We start from the raw sequence: 15214 nt of genomic DNA, 5'->3' as shown, positions 1-15214 counted from the left end.
GGAGACGGGGGGCCGGCATGGCAGGTCAGGGACAGGTGCCCGGCGGGGGCGACGGTTCGTTCGGCCGCGGGGCGGGGCTGGGGTGCGGTTTCTGCATGGGGGTCCTGCTCGCGGTGGTGATCCTCGTGGCCATCGTGCTGTTCGGCGGCATCGCCGCGTTGTCCCAGTAGTGACGCCTGCGGTGAAGGCGAAGGTGAAGGTGAAGGGGTGCTTCCACAGCCTCGTGGAAGCACCCCTCCGTCGTGTCTACGGCGGCGGAGCGGAGTGACGCGGGCCCGTTCCGCTCGTTCTTAGAGGTGTACCTATTAGAGGTACGCCCCTAAGACGGGCACATCCGATCCAGGGAGGCCTCCATGGCCCGGCCCGCAGCACGCAGCCTGCCGAGACCGGCGGACATGTTCGACCGGGAGTGGGAATGGAGCGAGCTGACCGCGTTCGCCACCGCTGAAGGCACGGGACCCCGGCTCGGTGTGGTGTCCGGCCGCCGCCGACAGGGGAAGAGCTTCCTGCTGCAGGCCCTGGCCGAGGCCACCGAAGGGTTCTACTATGCCGCCGTCGAGGCGTCCGCGTCCGAGTCCCTGCGGTTGCTGGGCGAGGCGGTCGCGCGCTTCACCGGCAGCGCGGTCCCTCCTCGGCCCGCGGACTGGGACGAGGCGTTGGGTCTGCTCTTCGCACTGGCGAGGGACCGGCCACTGCCGGTGGTGATCGACGAGTTCCCCTACCTGGTGCGGAACGCCCCCGCGCTCCCGTCCCAGTTGCAGGCCGCCATCGGCGTGCGTTCCGACCGTCGCCCCCGGGAGCGTCCCCGGATCCTGCTGTGCGGCAGCGCGATGTCCTTCATGGGCGGGCTGCTCTCCGGGGCGTCCCCGCTCTACGGCCGCGCCAGTCTCGACCTCGTGGTCCACTCCCTCGGCTTCCGGGAGGCCGCCGAGTTCTGGGGCATTCAGGACGCACGGCTGGCGGTCCTCGTCCACGCGATCCTCGGCGGAACCCCCGCCTACCGGCGTGAGTTCGTCGACGACGACGTACCGGACGGCGCCGACGACTTCGACGCCTGGGTCTGCCGGACCGTACTCAACCCGGCCCGGCCCATCCACAGCGAAGCCCCGTACCTGCTCGCGGCGGAGCCGGACCTGCGCGACAGGTCGCTGTACCACTCGGTCCTGGCCGCGGTGGCGGGCGGCAACCGCACCAGTGGAGGCATCGCGAGCGCGGTGGGCCGCAAGGCCACCGACATCTCGCTGCCGCTGACCGTCCTGAAGAAGTGCGGTCTGCTGACCGCCGAGCCGGACGCCTTCCGCGGCAACCGCACCACGTACCACGTCGCCGAGCCACTGATCAACTTCCACCATGCGGTCGTACGGCCCGAGACGGCACTTCTCAGCCGCCGCCGGGGAGCCGCCACGGTCTGGGAACACAGCCGTCCCACGTTTCTCAGCAAGGTCGTGGGCCCGCATTTCGAGCGACTGTGCCGCGAGTGGGTCGAGTGGCACGCGGACCCCGAGACGTTCGGCGGCATGCCGATCCAGGTGTCGTCGGGAACCGTCGCCGACCCCGCGAGCCGCACCGCCATCGAGGCCGACGTCGTGGTGCACGGCGCGATCGGCCAGGACCAGGGCATCCTGCTGTCCGTCGGCGAGGCGAAATGGCACAAGGTCATGAACCTCGGGCACCTCCAGCGCCTGCGCCGCATCCTGGACCTGCTGAAGTCGCGAGGCGTGGACACCAGCCACGCCAGACCCGCCTGCTACAGCGGCGCCGGCTTCGACCCGGACCTGCGTGCGGCCGAGAAACGGGGCGAGGTGGTCCTCGTCGACCTGCAACGGCTCTACCACGGTTCCTGACGGCCCGGTAGCAGGCTCCGGGTCGGCCAGCACGGCCTCGGCCGAATCGAGCAGATCGGCCTCCCTCGCTTCAACAGGGGCAGCGCGTCCCCGCGTTGAGCCCTCGCTGAGGACGACCCGACCTGCCCGTCCCAGTACCTCACCGGGACGGCACAGGGCGAAGGGGGTGTCCCCACCGATCGGTGGGGACACCCCCTTCGCCCTGGCTGTAGCTGTCAGACCTTCGCCGGCTCCGGCTCGTCCGAGGCCGTGGCCTGCGGCGGCGCGTCGCCGCCGCCCTTCTTCGCGGCCCGCTTCTTCGCGCGCCGCTCCTTGCGGAGCTCCAGCATCGCGTAGAGGGTCGGGACCAGGAGGAGGGTCAGCAGGGTCGACGTGATCAGGCCGCCGATGACGACCACCGCGAGCGGCTGGGCGATGAAGCCGCCCTCGCCGGTGACGCCGAGCGCCATCGGGAGCAGGGCGAAGATCGTCGCCAGGGCCGTCATGAGGATGGGGCGCAGGCGGTGGCGGCCACCCTCGACGACCGCCTCGACGACGCCGTAGCCCTGCTTGCGGTACTGGTTGATCAGGTCGATCAGCACGATGGCGTTGGTGACCACGATGCCGATCAGCATCAGCATGCCGATCATCGCCGGGACGCCCATCGGGGTGCCCGTGGCGATCAGCAGACCGATCGCGCCGGTCGCCGCGAACGGGATGGACACCAGCAGGATCAGCGGCTGGGCCAGCGACCGGAAGGTGCCGACCAGCAGCATGAAGACGATAGCGATCGCGGCGAGCATCGCGAGGCCCAGGTTGACGAACGCCTCGTCCTGGTCGGCGGTGACGCCGCCGATCTCGGCGGTGGCGCCGGTCGGCAGGTCGAGACCGTTGATCTTCGACTGGAGGTCGGTGCTGACCGCGCCGGTGTTGTCGCCGGTTGGCTTGGCGGTGATGGTCGCCGCGCGCTGACCGTCGATGCGGGTCATCGAGACCGGGCCGTCCACCAGTTGCACGGTGGCGATGTCGCCGAGCTTGGCCGGGCCCAGGTTCAGGGCCTTCAGTTCGGCGATCGTCTCGGCGGGCTGGGCCGACTTGATGACGACGTCGCGCTCGGTGTCGTCCAGGGTCGCCTTGGCCGCCGGGGTGCCGCGCACCGCCTGGGCGACGGCCGCGCCGAGCGTCTGGTCGGTGAACCCGGCGTCGGCGGCCTTGGCATTGGCCTTGACGGAGATGCGCGGCACGCTCTGCGACAGGTCGCTGGTGACGTCGGTGACGTCGTCGAGCCCGGCGACCGTCTTGCGGACCTTCTCGGCGGCGTCGCGGAGCACCTGCGCGTCGCCCGCCTTGACGACGACGCTCAGGTCCTGGCTGCCGAAGCCGTCACCGGCGGCGATCGTGGTGGTGCCGATGCCGTCGCCGAGCTTCGCCAGGCCGTCCTCGATGTGGTCCTGGACGTCGTCGTAGGACGCCGAGTCCTCCAGCATGATCTGGTACGAGGCCTGGTTGGTGTCCGTGCCGCCGCCGAAGGCGGCCATGAAGCCGGACGAGCCGATGGTGACCTGGTAGTCCTTGACGCCCTCGGTGTCGCCGAGCAGCTTCTCGACCTTCTTGGCCTGGACGTCCGTTGCGCCGAGGCTGGTGCCGGGCTTCAGCTCCTGCTTGATGCTGAGGACCTCTTGCTCGCCCTGGTCGAAGAAGTTGGTCTTCAGCAGCGGCGCCATGCCGAACGTGCCGATGAGCACGACGACCGCGATGGCCACGCTGGTCAGACGGCGGCGGGTGGCGAAGCGCAGGACCGGGACGTAGAAGCGCTGGAGGCGGCTCTTGGCCTCCTTCTCCTCGGCGAGGCGACGGGCCTCGGCCGCGTCGTCGGGGGTGCCCTTCGGGGGCCGCAGGAACCAGTACGACAGGACCGGGACGACCGTCAGCGACACCAGCAGGGACGCAAGGAGCGCGGCGGTGACGGTGAGGCTGAAGGAGCCGAACAGCTCGCCGACCATGCCGCCGACCAGACCGATCGGCAGGAACACGGCGACCGTGGTGAGCGTGGAGGAGGTGACCGCTCCGGCGACCTCGCGGACGGCCTTGAGAATGGCCTCCTGGCGTTCCTCGCCGTAGCCGAGGTGCCGCTTGATGTTCTCCAGGACCACGATCGAGTCGTCGACGACCCGGCCGATGGCGATGGTCAGGGCGCCCAGCGTCAGCATGTTCAGCGACAGGTCCTGCGTCCACAGGACGATCAGCGCCAGCACCACCGACAGCGGGATGGAGACCGCGGTGACCAGCGTGGAGCGGATCGACGCCAGGAAGACCAGGATGATCAGGACGGCGAAGAGCAGACCGAGGCCGCCCTCCGTGGTCAGACCCGAGATGGCCTTGGAGACCGCCGGGCCCTGGTCGCTGACGACGGTGAGGGTCGCGCCGGAGCCGAGCTGCTCGCGCAGGTCCGGGAGCTTGTCCTCGACGGCGTCCGAGATGGCGACCGCGCTGCCGTCGTGGTCCATCGTCACGGCGACGGCGAGGGACGGCTTGCCGTCGGTACGGGTCAGGGAGTCGGCCTTGGCCTCCTCCTCCTTGACGGTGGCGACGTCGCCGAGACGGACCGGCTCGTCGACGCCCTCGCCGGTGACCATGAGGTCCTGGATCTGCTTGACCGAGGTGAAGCCGCCGCCGACCTGGACGGTGCGGTTGGCGCCGTCCTCGTCGAAGGAACCGGCCGGGACGGTCGCGCCGCCCGCCTGGAGGGACTGGGCGAGCACCTGCGGGCTCACCCCGGCCTCGGCCAGCTTCGCCCGGTCGGGGGTGACGGTGACCTGGACGTCGCGGACACCGTCGACCGCGACCTGCGCGACCCCGTCGATGTCCTTCAGCTCGGAGACGACCGTCTTGTCGAGCTGGTCGGCCAGCGCCTGCTGGTCCTTGTCCGAGGTGACGGCGAGGACGACGGTCGGGATGTCGTCCGTCGAACCGGAGATGACCTGCGGGTCCACGTCGTCCGGGAGCTGGGCGCGGGCCCGGTTCACGGCCTGCTGGACGTCGGCGACGAGCTGCTGGGTGTCCGGGCCGTAGTCGAAGGACGCCATGATGACGGCGTTGCCCTCACTGGCGGTGGAGGTGACGCCCGAGATCCCGTCGACGGCCTCGAGGTTGTCCTCGATCGGTTCGACGACCTGCTTCTCGACCACGTCCGGCGAGGCACCCTGGTACGGCGCCAGCACGGACACCATGGGCAGTTCGATGGTGGGCAGCAGTTGCTGCTTGAGCTGGGGGATGGCGATCGCGCCGAAGACGAGCGCGACGATCGACATCAGGCCTATCAGGGCCCGTTGCGCGAGGCTGAACCTCGACAGCCAGGACATGGATCAGGGTCTCTCTTCTGTGGCCGAGCGGAGGGGACGGGGCACATCGGTACGCCCACCCCAACACCCTGGTCCATGCGAGGCCCCTGTTCCCTAGGCCCCAGGTCCATTTCCTTATCCGGCGCATACTCCCGCCGCAGTACACGCGGGTAGAGGTCACTCCACCCTTGGACGTACCAACCCGGATTCGTAGGCGATGACGACAAGCTGGGCGCGGTCGCGGGCGCCCAGCTTGGCCATGGCCCGGTTGACGTGCGTCTTCACGGTGAGCGGGCTGACCTCGAGGCGCTCGGCGATCTCGTCGTTGGAGTGCCCGCCGGCCACCTGGACCAGCACCTCGCGCTCGCGCACGGTCAGCGACCCGAGACGCTCGGCGCGGGCCGGGTCGCGCTCCTCGTCGTCGGTGCCCTGCTGGGCGAGGAAGCGGGCGATCAGGCCCTTGGTGGCGGTCGGGGACAGCAGCGCCTCGCCGCCGGCCGCGACACGGATCGCGCTCAGCAGTTCCTCGGGCTCCGAGCCCTTGCCGAGGAAGCCGGAGGCACCGGCCCGCAGCGACTGCACCACGTAGTCGTCGACCTCGAAGGTGGTCAGTATGACCACGCGGACATGGGCGAGGGACGGGTCGGCGCTGATCATGCGGGTGGCGGCGAGACCGTCCGTGCCGGGCATCCGGATGTCCATCAGCACCACGTCGGCCCGCTGCTCGGCCGCCAGCCGGGCCGCCTCCGCGCCGTCGGACGCCTCCCCCACCACCTCCATGTCGGGCTCGGAGTCGACCAGCACCCGGAAGGCGCTGCGCAGCAGCGCCTGGTCGTCGGCGAGCAGGACACGGATCGTCATACGGGGCCCTCCGCGGCATCGGTGCGGCTTCTGACCGGAAGGATCGCATGGACCCGGAAACCGCCTCCGTAGCGGGGACCGGTGGTGAGGGTGCCGCGCACGGCGGTGACACGCTCGCGCATGCCGAGCAGCCCGTGTCCGCCACTGTCGCCGGACACGTCGGCGGCGTCGACGGCGTGGCCCTCGCCCGTGCCGTCGTCGAGCACGGTCACCTCGATGTTCGGTCCCACCCGCACGACACTGACCTCGGCCTTCGCCCGCTGTCCCGCGTGCTTGCGCACGTTGGTCAGCGCCTCCTGGATGATCCGGTACGCGGCCAGGTCGACGGCGGCGGGCAGTGCGGTGCCCTGGTCGGCGCGGGCCACCTCGACGTGCAGCCCGGCGTGGTGGAAGGTGCCCACGAGTTCGTCGAGGCGGGCGAGGCCCGGAGCGGGCTCGGTCGGTGCCTCCGGGTCGCCGGACTGGCGGAGCAGGCCGACGGTGGCCCGCAGCTCGTCCAGTGCGGAGCGGCTGGCCTCCCGTACGTGGGCGAGGGCCTGCTTGGCCTGGTCGGGCCGCTTGTCCATGACGTGCGAGGCGACTCCGGCCTGGACGTTGACCAGGGCGATGTGGTGGGCGACCACGTCGTGCAGGTCCCGGGCGATGCGCAGCCGCTCCTCGGCGACCCGGCGGCGCGCCTCCTCCTCCCGGGTGCGCTCGGCCTTCTCGGCACGGTCGCGGATGGCCTGCACGAAGGCGCGGCGGCTGCGGACGGCGTCCCCGGCGGTGGCACCGATGCCGGTCCAGGCGAAGACGGCGAGGTTCTCCTGCGCGTACCAGGGCAGGGAGCCGGCCAGCATGGCGGCGCCGGTGAGCAGGGTCATGGTGAGCAGGCCGACCCGCCAGGTGGTGGGGCGGTCGGTGGAGGCGGCGACGGTGAAGAGCGCGATGACGGCGGACATCACCACGGGGGCGCGGGGGTCGCCGGTGACGCTCTCGACGACGGAGACGCAGCCGGTGACCCCCAGGACCACCAGTGGGGCGCGGCGGCGGAAGGCGAGCGCGGCGGCGCCGACGGTCATGAGGGCCAGGCTGAGCACGTCGGGGGTGCGCAGGTCCCAGTTGACGCCCTCGGGGCCGTGCGGGTCCACGAGGGATCCGGCGAGCATGCACACGAGGACGACCGCGGCGAGGGCGGTGTCCAGCGCGGAGGGGTGGGCGCCGAGGGTGCAGCGGGCGCGGGCGAGGGTGCTCACGGCTGTTTACGGTAGCTGGAGTGGGCGTGTCTTATGACTGGGCCCGCATTCAGTGGGCGTTGGCTGGGGGCTGCGCCCCCAGACCCCCGCTTCGGCCTGGACGGCCTCGTCCTCAAACGCCGGACGGGCTGAAAGATTCACTCGCCGTCCGGGGAACAGGCTGGCGAGACTCACGCACCGCCCGGGATCAGGCCGTCGTCGCTCAGTAGCTCCTGGACCTCCTCCAGGGTGGCGTCCGGGGAGGGGAGGATGAGGTCGGAGGGCTCCAGGGTGTCGTCCGGGAGGGGCTCGCCCAGTTCGCGGACCTTGGCCAGGAGGGCCTGGAGGGTCGCGCGGAAGCCGGGGCCGTCGCCGTTCTCCATCTCGGCCAGGAGTTCGTCGTCCAGCTTGTTCAGCTCCGTGAGCCGGCCGTCGGCCAGCGTCAGCTGTCCCTCCCCCATGATCCGTACGATCATGTCGGCCCTCCTAGCCGTGGGCTACTGCTTGTCGAAGCGCGGGGTGTCCTGCGGCTGCTGCTGGGACGGCGTCTGGCCCTTGCCCTGATCCTGGCCGCCCTCGATGGCCTGGCGGTCGGAGGTGCTGCCTCCGGACAGCTCGGCCTTCATGCGCTGCAGTTCCAGCTCTACATCCGTACCACCGGAGAGCTGGTCCAGCTCGGCCTGGATGTCGTCCTTGTGCATGCCGGACTGGTCGTCGAGGGCGCCGGAGGCGAGCAGCTCGTCGATGGCACCGGCCCGGGCCTGGAGCTGGGCGGTCTTGTCCTCGGCGCGCTGAATGGCCAGGCCGACGTCGCCCATCTCCTCGGAGATGCCGGAGAAGGCCTCGCCGATGCGGGTCTGGGCCTGGGCCGCCGTGTAGGTGGCCTTGATGGTCTCCTTCTTCGTGCGGAAGGCGTCCACCTTGGCCTGCAGCCGTTGGGCCGCAAGGGTGAGCTTCTCCTCCTCGCCCTGGAGCGTGGCGTGCTGCGTCTCCAGGTCGGTGACCTGCTGCTGGAGCGCGGCGCGCCGGGACAGCGCCTCGCGGGCCAGGTCCTCGCGGCCCAGCGCCAGCGCCTTGCGGCCCTGGTCCTCCAGCTTGCCCGACTGGGACTGGAGCTGATTGAGCTGCAGCTCAAGGCGCTTGCGGCTGGTCGCCACGTCGGCGACGCCGCGGCGCACCTTCTGCAACAGCTCCAACTGTTTCTGATACGAGTAATCGAGGGTCTCGCGCGGGTCCTCGGCCCGGTCAAGGGCCTTATTGGCCTTCGCGCGGAAGATCATCCCCATACGCTTCATGACACCGCTCATGGGCTTCGCGCGCCCCCTTCTGACCGACTCCAGCTCCAGCGACTGCAACAGAACCCACAGTACGGGCCCTGCATCCATTACCGCACTGTTCGGGGACGGATGCGCTCATCCCCAAGGACGACTGCGTACGTTCCCGGTCCGGCGCAGGGAGTAGGTGCTCCCCGAGGTTGTCCGAAAAGTCCCGGTGTCCGGGGCTGTACGCAACATCCCCTCTGTCCACTTACAGACGTCCGGCGTTGCCGGATCGTTCCCCACCGGGCTGGGGTCCACACCCCAGCACCCCGTACCCTTGGGTTTTGTGTTCCGTAGCCGTGCCAAGGATGAGAAGGCCCAGAGCGCCGTCAGCGTGCCTGGGACCGACTCCAAGCAGCCCCGTGACCCGCAGGCCCCCAAGGGAAGGCCGACGCCCAAGCGCAGTGCGGCCCAGTCCCAGCGCCGCAGCGTCGCCAATACGCCCGTAACGCGCAAGGGCGCCGCCAAGCGCCAGCGCGAGGAGCGCCGGACCGCGATGGCGCGGCAGCGCGAGGCGCTGGCGAAAGGCGACGAGCGGTACCTGCCGGCCCGTGACAAGGGTCCGGTCCGCAAGTTCGCGCGCGATTTCATCGACTCGCGGTTCAACATCGCGGAGTACTTCCTGCCGATGGCCGTGGTCATCCTCGTACTGAGCATGGTCCGGGTGGCCTCGCTGCAGAACATCGCGCTGCTGCTGTGGCTGGTCGTGATCGTGCTGATCGTGCTGGACTCGGTCGTCAACGGCTTCCGGCTGAAGAAGCGCCTCGCCGAGCGCTTCCCCGACGAGCGCAGGCGCGGCGCGGTCGCCTACGGGCTGATGCGTTCGCTCCAGATGCGTCGGCTCCGGCTGCCCAAGCCGCAGGTCAAGCGCGGGGAGCGGCCCTGAGCACGACGCCTTTCGCCGGGGGCGCGGCCGAGACCTGGCTGGACAAGCTGGGCGGTCTGCGGGATGTCGTACGGCAGCAGATGGTGGCCCGGCAACTGGACGAGCAGATAGCCGGGCGCTTCCCCGTGGGCAAGCGGCTGCGGGTGCTCGACGTCGGCATGGGCCAGGGCACGCAGGCACTGCGGCTGGCACGGGCCGGACACCAGGTCACCGGCGTGGAGCGGGACGCCACGATGATCGCCGCGGCGCGCCACGCCCTGGCCGGCCAGCCCGAGGGCATCCGCGAGCGGATGCGGATCGTCGAGGGCGACGGCCGGGACACCGGCGTGCACTTCCTTCCGGGCAGCTTCGACGTGGTGCTGTGCCACGGCGTGCTCATGTACGTGGAGGAGCCCGATCCGCTGCTCGCGGGACTGGCCCGGATGCTCGCACCGGGCGGACTGCTCTCGCTGCTGGTGCGCAACGGCGACGCGCTCGCCGTCCGCCCCGGCCTGTACGGCGACTGGGCCGGCGCACTGGCCGCCTTCGACACCACCACGTACCGCAACCGCCTCGGTCTCGACGTCCGGGCGGACCGCCTCGCGACGCTGACGGCGAAGCTCGCGAGCATCGGCGCCCCGCTGCACACCTGGTACGGCGTACGCGTCTTCACGGACACGGCACCCGACGGCGCCCCCGCCCCGGACGACCTCGAGACCCTGCTGGCCGCCGAGGAGCGCGCGGGCCGGACGGACCCGTACCGCGCGATCGCGGCGCTGCTGCATCTGTGCGGGGTGCGGGGCTAGAAGCGGGCCCCGGGCCAGGGACCCCCTGGGGCCTGCCCGGCTGGGGCCGCTCTGGGCCTGCCCGGCCGGGGCCACCCTGAGGCACGCCCGGTTCCAGTGCCCGTTCGGGGGTGCTCCGGGGGCCGGGGTTGCGGTGCGCGGCGAGACTCGGGGCATGGACCATTCCCGTATCCGTGCGACCCGGATGCTCGGCCTGGTGGCCGGGCCGGCCTGCTGCTTCCTGCTGCTGCTCGTGACCGGCTGCTCCGGCGCCGGTTCCGGAACCGACCGGGGCTCGGGGAGCGCGCGGGAGGGTGACGCCGCTCAGGCGGTGGCGCCGCACGCGGCCAACGACCTGCAGGCGGACTACGAGCGGGTGATCAAGGACGTCCTGCCGTCGGTCGTGCAGATCCAGGCGGGCGACTCGCTGGGGTCCGGGGTCGTGTACGACGACAAGGGGCACGTCGTCACCAACGCGCACGTCGTCGGGGACAGAAAGTCCTTCCGGGTGACGACCGCCCGGAACGAGGGCGCCCTGGCCGCGAAGCTCGTCTCCTCCTATCCGGAGCAGGACCTGGCCGTCATCAAGCTGGACAAGGTGCCCGACGGGATGAAGGCGGCCCGTTTCGGGGACTCGGCGAAGGTCGAGGTCGGGCAGATCGTGCTGGCGATGGGCTCGCCGCTCGGCCTGTCCTCCAGCGTGACGCAGGGCATCGTGTCGGCGACCGGACGGACCGTCACCGAGGGCAGCGAGGGAGGCGGTACGGGCGCGACCATCGGCAACATGGTGCAGACGTCCGCGGCCATCAACCCCGGCAACAGCGGCGGCGCCCTGGTGAACCTCGACGGGCAGGTCATCGGCATCCCGACGCTGGCGGCGACCGACCCGGGCCTCGGCGACAGTGCGGCGCCCGGCATCGGGTTCGCGATCCCGGCGTCGATGGTGACGACGGTGGCCGACCAGATCGTCGAGGACGGCCGGGTCACCGACTCGGGCCGGGCGGCGCTGGGCATCACCGCCCGTACGGTCGTCGACGACGACTACCGGCCCGCCGGCGCGGCCGTCGTCGAGGTGAGTGACGGCGGGCCCGCAGACGACGCGGGGCTGCGGCCCGGGGACGTCGTCGTGAAGCTGGGCGGCACGGACATCACCACCATCACCTCACTGGCCGAGGCGCTGGCGCCGATGCGTCCGGGCGACCGGACGAAGGTGACGTACACCCGGGGCGGCGACGAGCACACCGCCGAGGTGACGCTGGGCGAGCGGTGACGGGGGCGCAGCCGCCCCCGCCCGCCTCTCAGGCCTCGGCCTCCGCCTCGGCTTCGGCCTCGGTCCCGGTGTCCTCGGCGTGCAGGCTCATCGGACCGTAGATCTCGGTGGAGTCCTCGAAGAGCCGCACCTGGTCGGTGCCGCCCTCCTTGAGGTCCTTCCAGTACTCCCCGACCCAGGACTCGGCGTCCCCTTGCGTGGTGAACTCCTCGGGCTGCACCGCGGGCCGGACCTCCGTCCCGTCGGCCGTCTCGAACCGCCACGTCCATGCCGCCATGTACGCCTCCAAGCTGTGAGCACCTGCAGAGCGGAAGCCGGATCCTGGTCCGGCCTCCGACCGCAGCCTATGCGCTGAGCCGGGTGCGCCGTAGAAGGCCGGGTCGGCCGGGGGTGCGGGGGGTGCGGTAACGGGGCCGTCCGCACACCGTGGGGGACTCGGGCGCGCGTGTCGCCGGGCGACCGGCGAAAATCGGGTGCGTGGACGTGACTCTGCTCGGCACCGGTGCCCCCGCGGGACTCCCCCGCCCCGACTGTCCCTGCGCGGCCTGTGCCGCGGCGCAGGGCGAGCAGGCGCGCGCGGCGACCGCGCTGCTGGTGGACGGGGCGCTGCTGCTCGACCTGACGCCCGGCGCCGCGTTCGCCGCGGCCCGGGCCGGGCGCTCCCTGACCGGCGTACGGCAGGTGCTGCTCTCCCACCCGCACGACGGCCCCGCCGTGGAGGTGCCGGCCGGGCTGCCGCAGCCGGGCCGGGTGCCGGACGGGCGGGAGCTGGCGCTGCTGACCGGGCACCGGGTGCGGGCGGTGGCGCTGGACGCGCCGGGCACCGGGTACGCCGTGACGGGACCGGACGGCCGGCGACTGCTGTACGTGCCGCCGGGCGGCGCCCCGGCCGGTCTCGAGGAGCCCGCGGAGCCCTACGACCTGGTCCTCGCGGACGTCGTGGGGCGGCCGGACGGGCTGGCGAAGCTGCGGGCGGTGGGCGCGGCAGGGCCGACGACGGACGTCGTCGCCGTCCACCTGGACCACGACGCGCCGCCGGGCCCGGAACTGGCGCGGCGGCTCGCGGCGGCCGGGGCCCGGGCGGTGCCGGACGGCACGACGCTGACGGTGGGCGCCTACGAGGACGTACCCGACGTGCCGCGGCGCACCCTCGTCCTGGGCGGTGCCCGGTCGGGGAAGTCGGTGGAGGCCGAGCGCCGCCTGGAGTCCTTCCCGGACGTGCTCTACGTGGCCACCGGCGGCTCCCGGAGCGGGGACACCGAGTGGGCGGCGCGGGTCTGCGCGCACCGGGAGCGGCGCCCGGGGTCGTGGCGTACCTCGGAGACGTGCGACCTGGTGCCGCTACTCAAGGACGACGGCCCGGCGCTGCTCGTCGACTGCCTGTCGCTGTGGCTGACGGACGCGATGGACGCGGTCGGCGCGTGGGACGACGCGGAGTGGGCCGACGGCGGGGAACGGGCGCTCAGGGGCCGGGTGCGGGAGCTGACGGAGGCGGTCCGCGCCACCCGGCGCACGGTCGTGGCGGTGTCGAACGAGGTCGGCTCGGGCATCGTCCCGGCCACCGCGTCCGGCCGCCGCTACCGCGACGAACTGGGCCGCCTGAACGCGGCGTTCGCGGGCGAGTGCGAGCAGGTGCTGCTGGTGGTGGCGGGTCAGGCGCTGGTGCTACGGGGCTGACGCGTCCTTGCGGGCGATGACGCGGTGGCCGCGGGCGCCGGTGAGGACGGTGCAGCCCTGGGCCACCAGTTCGGCGCCCAGTCCCACGGGGTGCGTGGGCAGCAGGCGGCGCGGGTCGGCCACGTCGACGAGCAGATGGCCGCCGGGCCGCAGCACCCGCAGCGCGGCACACAGCTCGGCCCGGGGGTCCACAACGCGTTCCAGGTGCTGGAAGAGGCTGACGACGTCGTAGCGGGCCCGTAGCCGGGCGGCGATGTGCGGGTCCGTCAGCCGGCCGACGTACGCCTCCTCGACGCGCTCGACCGCGCGAGCGCGCAGCACGCGGTGGGTGGGGTCCAGGCCGTCGAACGAGGTGTACGGGAAGTGCGTACGGGCGGTGTGCGGGAAGTCGGCGTCGCCGGTGCCGACGTCCAGCCAGCTCTCGGGCCCGGGACAGCGGTGGAGCATCGCGCGGGCGGCCAGTGCGTGTCTCAGCCGGACTCCGGCGCGGACCACGGGGTGTTCGGGGCCGGGGGTGAGCGGCGGGTTCCGGAAGACGTGACGGCAGTCCGCACACCGTTCGAGGGCGGACCGGTGGGGTGCGCCCTGCCGCGGCCCGTCACCGCGCAGGCGGGTACGCAGCCGCAGCCGCCGGGAGCCGCACCAGGGGCAGTCCTCGCGGTACGGCCCGTACGGGGGGACGGGAGGCACCGAGGGGGCGGAGGGTGCGGAGGGTGCGGACATGGGCGGCTCCCGACGCGAGACGAGGACGTACGAGGGACGTACGAGCGAGACGTACGACAATTCAGGCAAAACGTTACGTAGGTGATCGCGATCCTGGGCGCAACGACGCCGCCCGGGCGCGCTGCCCACGGGCCCTCCTTCGTGTTCGACCGGGGCCGGTACTGTTCGGCGAATGAGCTCGCTGAATCTCGACGACTTCACCGACCTGATCGAGCGCCCGGACGGCGGGGTACGCCGCGACGCGGAGGCCCGCCGGGAGCGTCAGGTCGTCCCGCCCGGGTCACTGGGCCGTCTGGACGACCTGGGCGAGTGGCTGGCGGCGGCCCAGTCCGCCGTGCCGGTGCGGCCGGTCGAACGGCCCCGGGTGGTGCTGTTCGCCGGTGACCACAAGGTCGCCGAGCTGGGCGTCTCGGCGCGGCCCGCGGGCGGCGCCGGTGAGCTGGTGCGCGAGGTGCTGGAGGGCGGCCGGCCGGTGTCGGTGCTCGCCAGGCGCCTCGACGTGCCCGTGCGCGTCGTCGACCTGGCCCTGGACTGCGACCCGGAGACGCTGCCTGCCGAGGTCGCGGGGCACCGGGTGCGACGGGCGGGCGGACGTGTCGACATCGAGGACGCGCTGACCCTCGAGGAGGCGGAGGCCGCCTTCCGGGCCGGGATGGCGGTGGCCGACGAGGAGGCCGACTCGGGCACGGATCTGGTGGTGCTCGGCGATGTGAGCGTGGGTGGGACGACGGCGGCGGGCGTCCTGGTCGCGGCGCTGTGCGGGACGGACGCGTCGGTCGTCACCGGGCGGGGCGGGCTGCCGATCGACGACCTGGCCTGGATGCGCAAGTGCGCGGCGATCCGCGACGCGCTGCGGCGTGCGCGGCCGGTCCTCGGCGACCAACTGCAACTCCTCGCCACGGTGGGCGGCGCGGACCTCACCGCCATGACGGGCTTCCTGCTGCAGAGCGCGGTGCGGAAGGTGCCGGTGATCCTGGACGGCGTCGTGACGGCCGCGTGCGCGCTGGTCGGGCAGCGGGTCGCCTTCCGGGCGCCGGACTGGTGGCTGGCCGCCCACGACAGCGGGGAGCCGGGCCAGGCCAAGGCGCTGGACCGGATGGCCATGGAGCCGCTGCTGTCCCAGGGCGTGACGGTGGGCGAGGGCGCGGGAGGTCTGCTGGCCCTGCCCCTGGTACAGGCGGCGGCGGCACTGGCAGCGGAGCTGCCGGAGGTCTCCGACGGTGAGGGCGTGTCCGACGTGCGGTGAACCGGCGTCTGCGGGGCGCCCGGGGGGGTGCGAGCGGTGGTCCGGCGCTTCCCCGGCGCCCGGCGCGGATGCGAGCGGTGGTCCGGCGCT

At 72.4% G+C, this 15214-nt stretch carries 13 protein-coding genes; 6 read left to right on the top strand and 7 right to left on the bottom strand.

Annotated elements, in window-relative coordinates; all coding sequences use genetic code 11:
- The first annotated feature begins 353 nt into the window (after positions 1-353).
- The gene (locus KUM40_RS11505) at positions 354-1844 is read left to right on the top strand and encodes an ATP-binding protein (RefSeq protein ID WP_254394942.1); all 1491 of its coding nucleotides are present in this window, start codon (positions 354-356) and stop codon (positions 1842-1844) included.
- A 215-nt stretch (positions 1845-2059) separates the two neighbouring features.
- Here the strand turns inward: KUM40_RS11505 and KUM40_RS11500 are convergent, their stop codons facing one another.
- The 5 genes from KUM40_RS11500 to KUM40_RS11480 all read right to left on the bottom strand — a co-directional run bounded on the left by KUM40_RS11500 (position 2060) and on the right by KUM40_RS11480 (position 8534).
- Entirely contained in the window at positions 2060-5185 is a 3126-nt protein-coding gene (locus tag KUM40_RS11500) for an efflux RND transporter permease subunit (protein WP_217165692.1), read from the bottom strand.
- 156 nt (positions 5186-5341) lie between these two features.
- Positions 5342-6025 carry a response regulator transcription factor gene (locus KUM40_RS11495; RefSeq protein WP_217165691.1) on the bottom strand — a complete coding sequence of 228 codons (684 nt, stop codon included), beginning with the start codon at positions 6023-6025 and terminating at the stop codon, positions 5342-5344.
- Positions 6022-7260: a histidine kinase gene (locus tag KUM40_RS11490; RefSeq protein WP_217165690.1), complete on the bottom strand. Its 1239-nt coding sequence runs from the start codon at positions 7258-7260 to the stop codon at positions 6022-6024. Before KUM40_RS11490 ends, KUM40_RS11495 begins: the two co-directional genes overlap by 4 nt.
- Positions 7261-7430: 170 nt before the next feature.
- The gene (locus KUM40_RS11485; RefSeq protein WP_217165689.1) at positions 7431-7715 is read right to left on the bottom strand and encodes a hypothetical protein; all 285 of its coding nucleotides are present in this window, start codon (positions 7713-7715) and stop codon (positions 7431-7433) included.
- Between the two features lie 21 nt (positions 7716-7736).
- A complete protein-coding gene (locus KUM40_RS11480; protein ID WP_302180843.1) occupies positions 7737-8534 on the bottom strand; it encodes a PspA/IM30 family protein in 798 nt (265 codons plus the stop codon).
- A 271-nt stretch (positions 8535-8805) separates the two neighbouring features.
- Here KUM40_RS11480 and KUM40_RS11475 point away from each other — a divergent pair, with 271 nt between their 5' ends.
- The 3 genes from KUM40_RS11475 to KUM40_RS11465 all read left to right on the top strand — a co-directional run bounded on the left by KUM40_RS11475 (position 8806) and on the right by KUM40_RS11465 (position 11478).
- The gene (locus KUM40_RS11475) at positions 8806-9444 is read left to right on the top strand and encodes a DUF3043 domain-containing protein (protein WP_217165767.1); all 639 of its coding nucleotides are present in this window, start codon (positions 8806-8808) and stop codon (positions 9442-9444) included.
- 83 nt (positions 9445-9527) lie between these two features.
- The gene (locus KUM40_RS11470) at positions 9528-10229 is read left to right on the top strand and encodes a bifunctional 2-polyprenyl-6-hydroxyphenol methylase/3-demethylubiquinol 3-O-methyltransferase UbiG (RefSeq protein ID WP_217165766.1); all 702 of its coding nucleotides are present in this window, start codon (positions 9528-9530) and stop codon (positions 10227-10229) included.
- 154 nt (positions 10230-10383) lie between these two features.
- Entirely contained in the window at positions 10384-11478 is a 1095-nt protein-coding gene (locus KUM40_RS11465) for a S1C family serine protease (protein ID WP_217165688.1), read from the top strand.
- Between the two features lie 28 nt (positions 11479-11506).
- Here the strand turns inward: KUM40_RS11465 and KUM40_RS11460 are convergent, their stop codons facing one another.
- Positions 11507-11755: a hypothetical protein gene (locus KUM40_RS11460; protein WP_217165687.1), complete on the bottom strand. Its 249-nt coding sequence runs from the start codon at positions 11753-11755 to the stop codon at positions 11507-11509.
- Between the two features lie 200 nt (positions 11756-11955).
- Here KUM40_RS11460 and KUM40_RS11455 point away from each other — a divergent pair, with 200 nt between their 5' ends.
- Complete coding sequence (locus KUM40_RS11455) at positions 11956-13155, top strand: bifunctional adenosylcobinamide kinase/adenosylcobinamide-phosphate guanylyltransferase (RefSeq protein ID WP_217165686.1); 1200 nt, start codon at positions 11956-11958, stop codon at positions 13153-13155.
- On the opposite strand, the gene KUM40_RS11450 is transcribed toward KUM40_RS11455, so the two are convergent.
- On the bottom strand, positions 13144-13878 hold the full coding sequence (locus KUM40_RS11450) for a methyltransferase domain-containing protein (protein ID WP_217165685.1): 735 nt from the start codon (positions 13876-13878) through the stop codon (positions 13144-13146). The two genes, KUM40_RS11455 and KUM40_RS11450, sit on opposite strands and share 12 nt — an antisense overlap.
- Positions 13879-14050: 172 nt before the next feature.
- Here KUM40_RS11450 and cobT point away from each other — a divergent pair, with 172 nt between their 5' ends.
- Entirely contained in the window at positions 14051-15124 is a 1074-nt protein-coding gene (gene cobT / locus KUM40_RS11445; RefSeq protein ID WP_217165684.1) for a nicotinate-nucleotide--dimethylbenzimidazole phosphoribosyltransferase, read from the top strand.
- The last annotated feature ends 90 nt before the right edge of the window (positions 15125-15214 follow it).

The organism is Streptomyces sp. AC512_CC834 (assembly GCF_019049325.1).
Lineage (GTDB): Bacteria > Actinomycetota > Actinomycetes > Streptomycetales > Streptomycetaceae > Streptomyces.
This window is presented reverse-complemented; position numbering and strand designations above follow the sequence as displayed.

What these genes read in the sequence shown, in the direction of transcription:
- KUM40_RS11505 (WP_254394942.1), top strand. Translation starts at nt 354, where the DNA reads ATGGCCCGGCCCGCAGCACGCAGCCTGCCGAGACCGGCGGACATGTTC.
- KUM40_RS11500 (WP_217165692.1), bottom strand. Translation starts at nt 5,185, where the DNA reads ATGTCCTGGCTGTCGAGGTTCAGCCTCGCGCAACGGGCCCTGATAGGC.
- KUM40_RS11495 (WP_217165691.1), bottom strand. Translation starts at nt 6,025, where the DNA reads ATGACGATCCGTGTCCTGCTCGCCGACGACCAGGCGCTGCTGCGCAGC.
- KUM40_RS11485 (WP_217165689.1), bottom strand. Translation starts at nt 7,715, where the DNA reads ATGATCGTACGGATCATGGGGGAGGGACAGCTGACGCTGGCCGACGGC.
- KUM40_RS11480 (WP_302180843.1), bottom strand. Translation starts at nt 8,534, where the DNA reads ATGAAGCGTATGGGGATGATCTTCCGCGCGAAGGCCAATAAGGCCCTT.
- KUM40_RS11465 (WP_217165688.1), top strand. Translation starts at nt 10,384, where the DNA reads ATGGACCATTCCCGTATCCGTGCGACCCGGATGCTCGGCCTGGTGGCC.
- KUM40_RS11460 (WP_217165687.1), bottom strand. Translation starts at nt 11,755, where the DNA reads ATGGCGGCATGGACGTGGCGGTTCGAGACGGCCGACGGGACGGAGGTC.
- KUM40_RS11450 (WP_217165685.1), bottom strand. Translation starts at nt 13,878, where the DNA reads ATGTCCGCACCCTCCGCACCCTCCGCCCCCTCGGTGCCTCCCGTCCCC.
- cobT (WP_217165684.1), top strand. Translation starts at nt 14,051, where the DNA reads ATGAGCTCGCTGAATCTCGACGACTTCACCGACCTGATCGAGCGCCCG.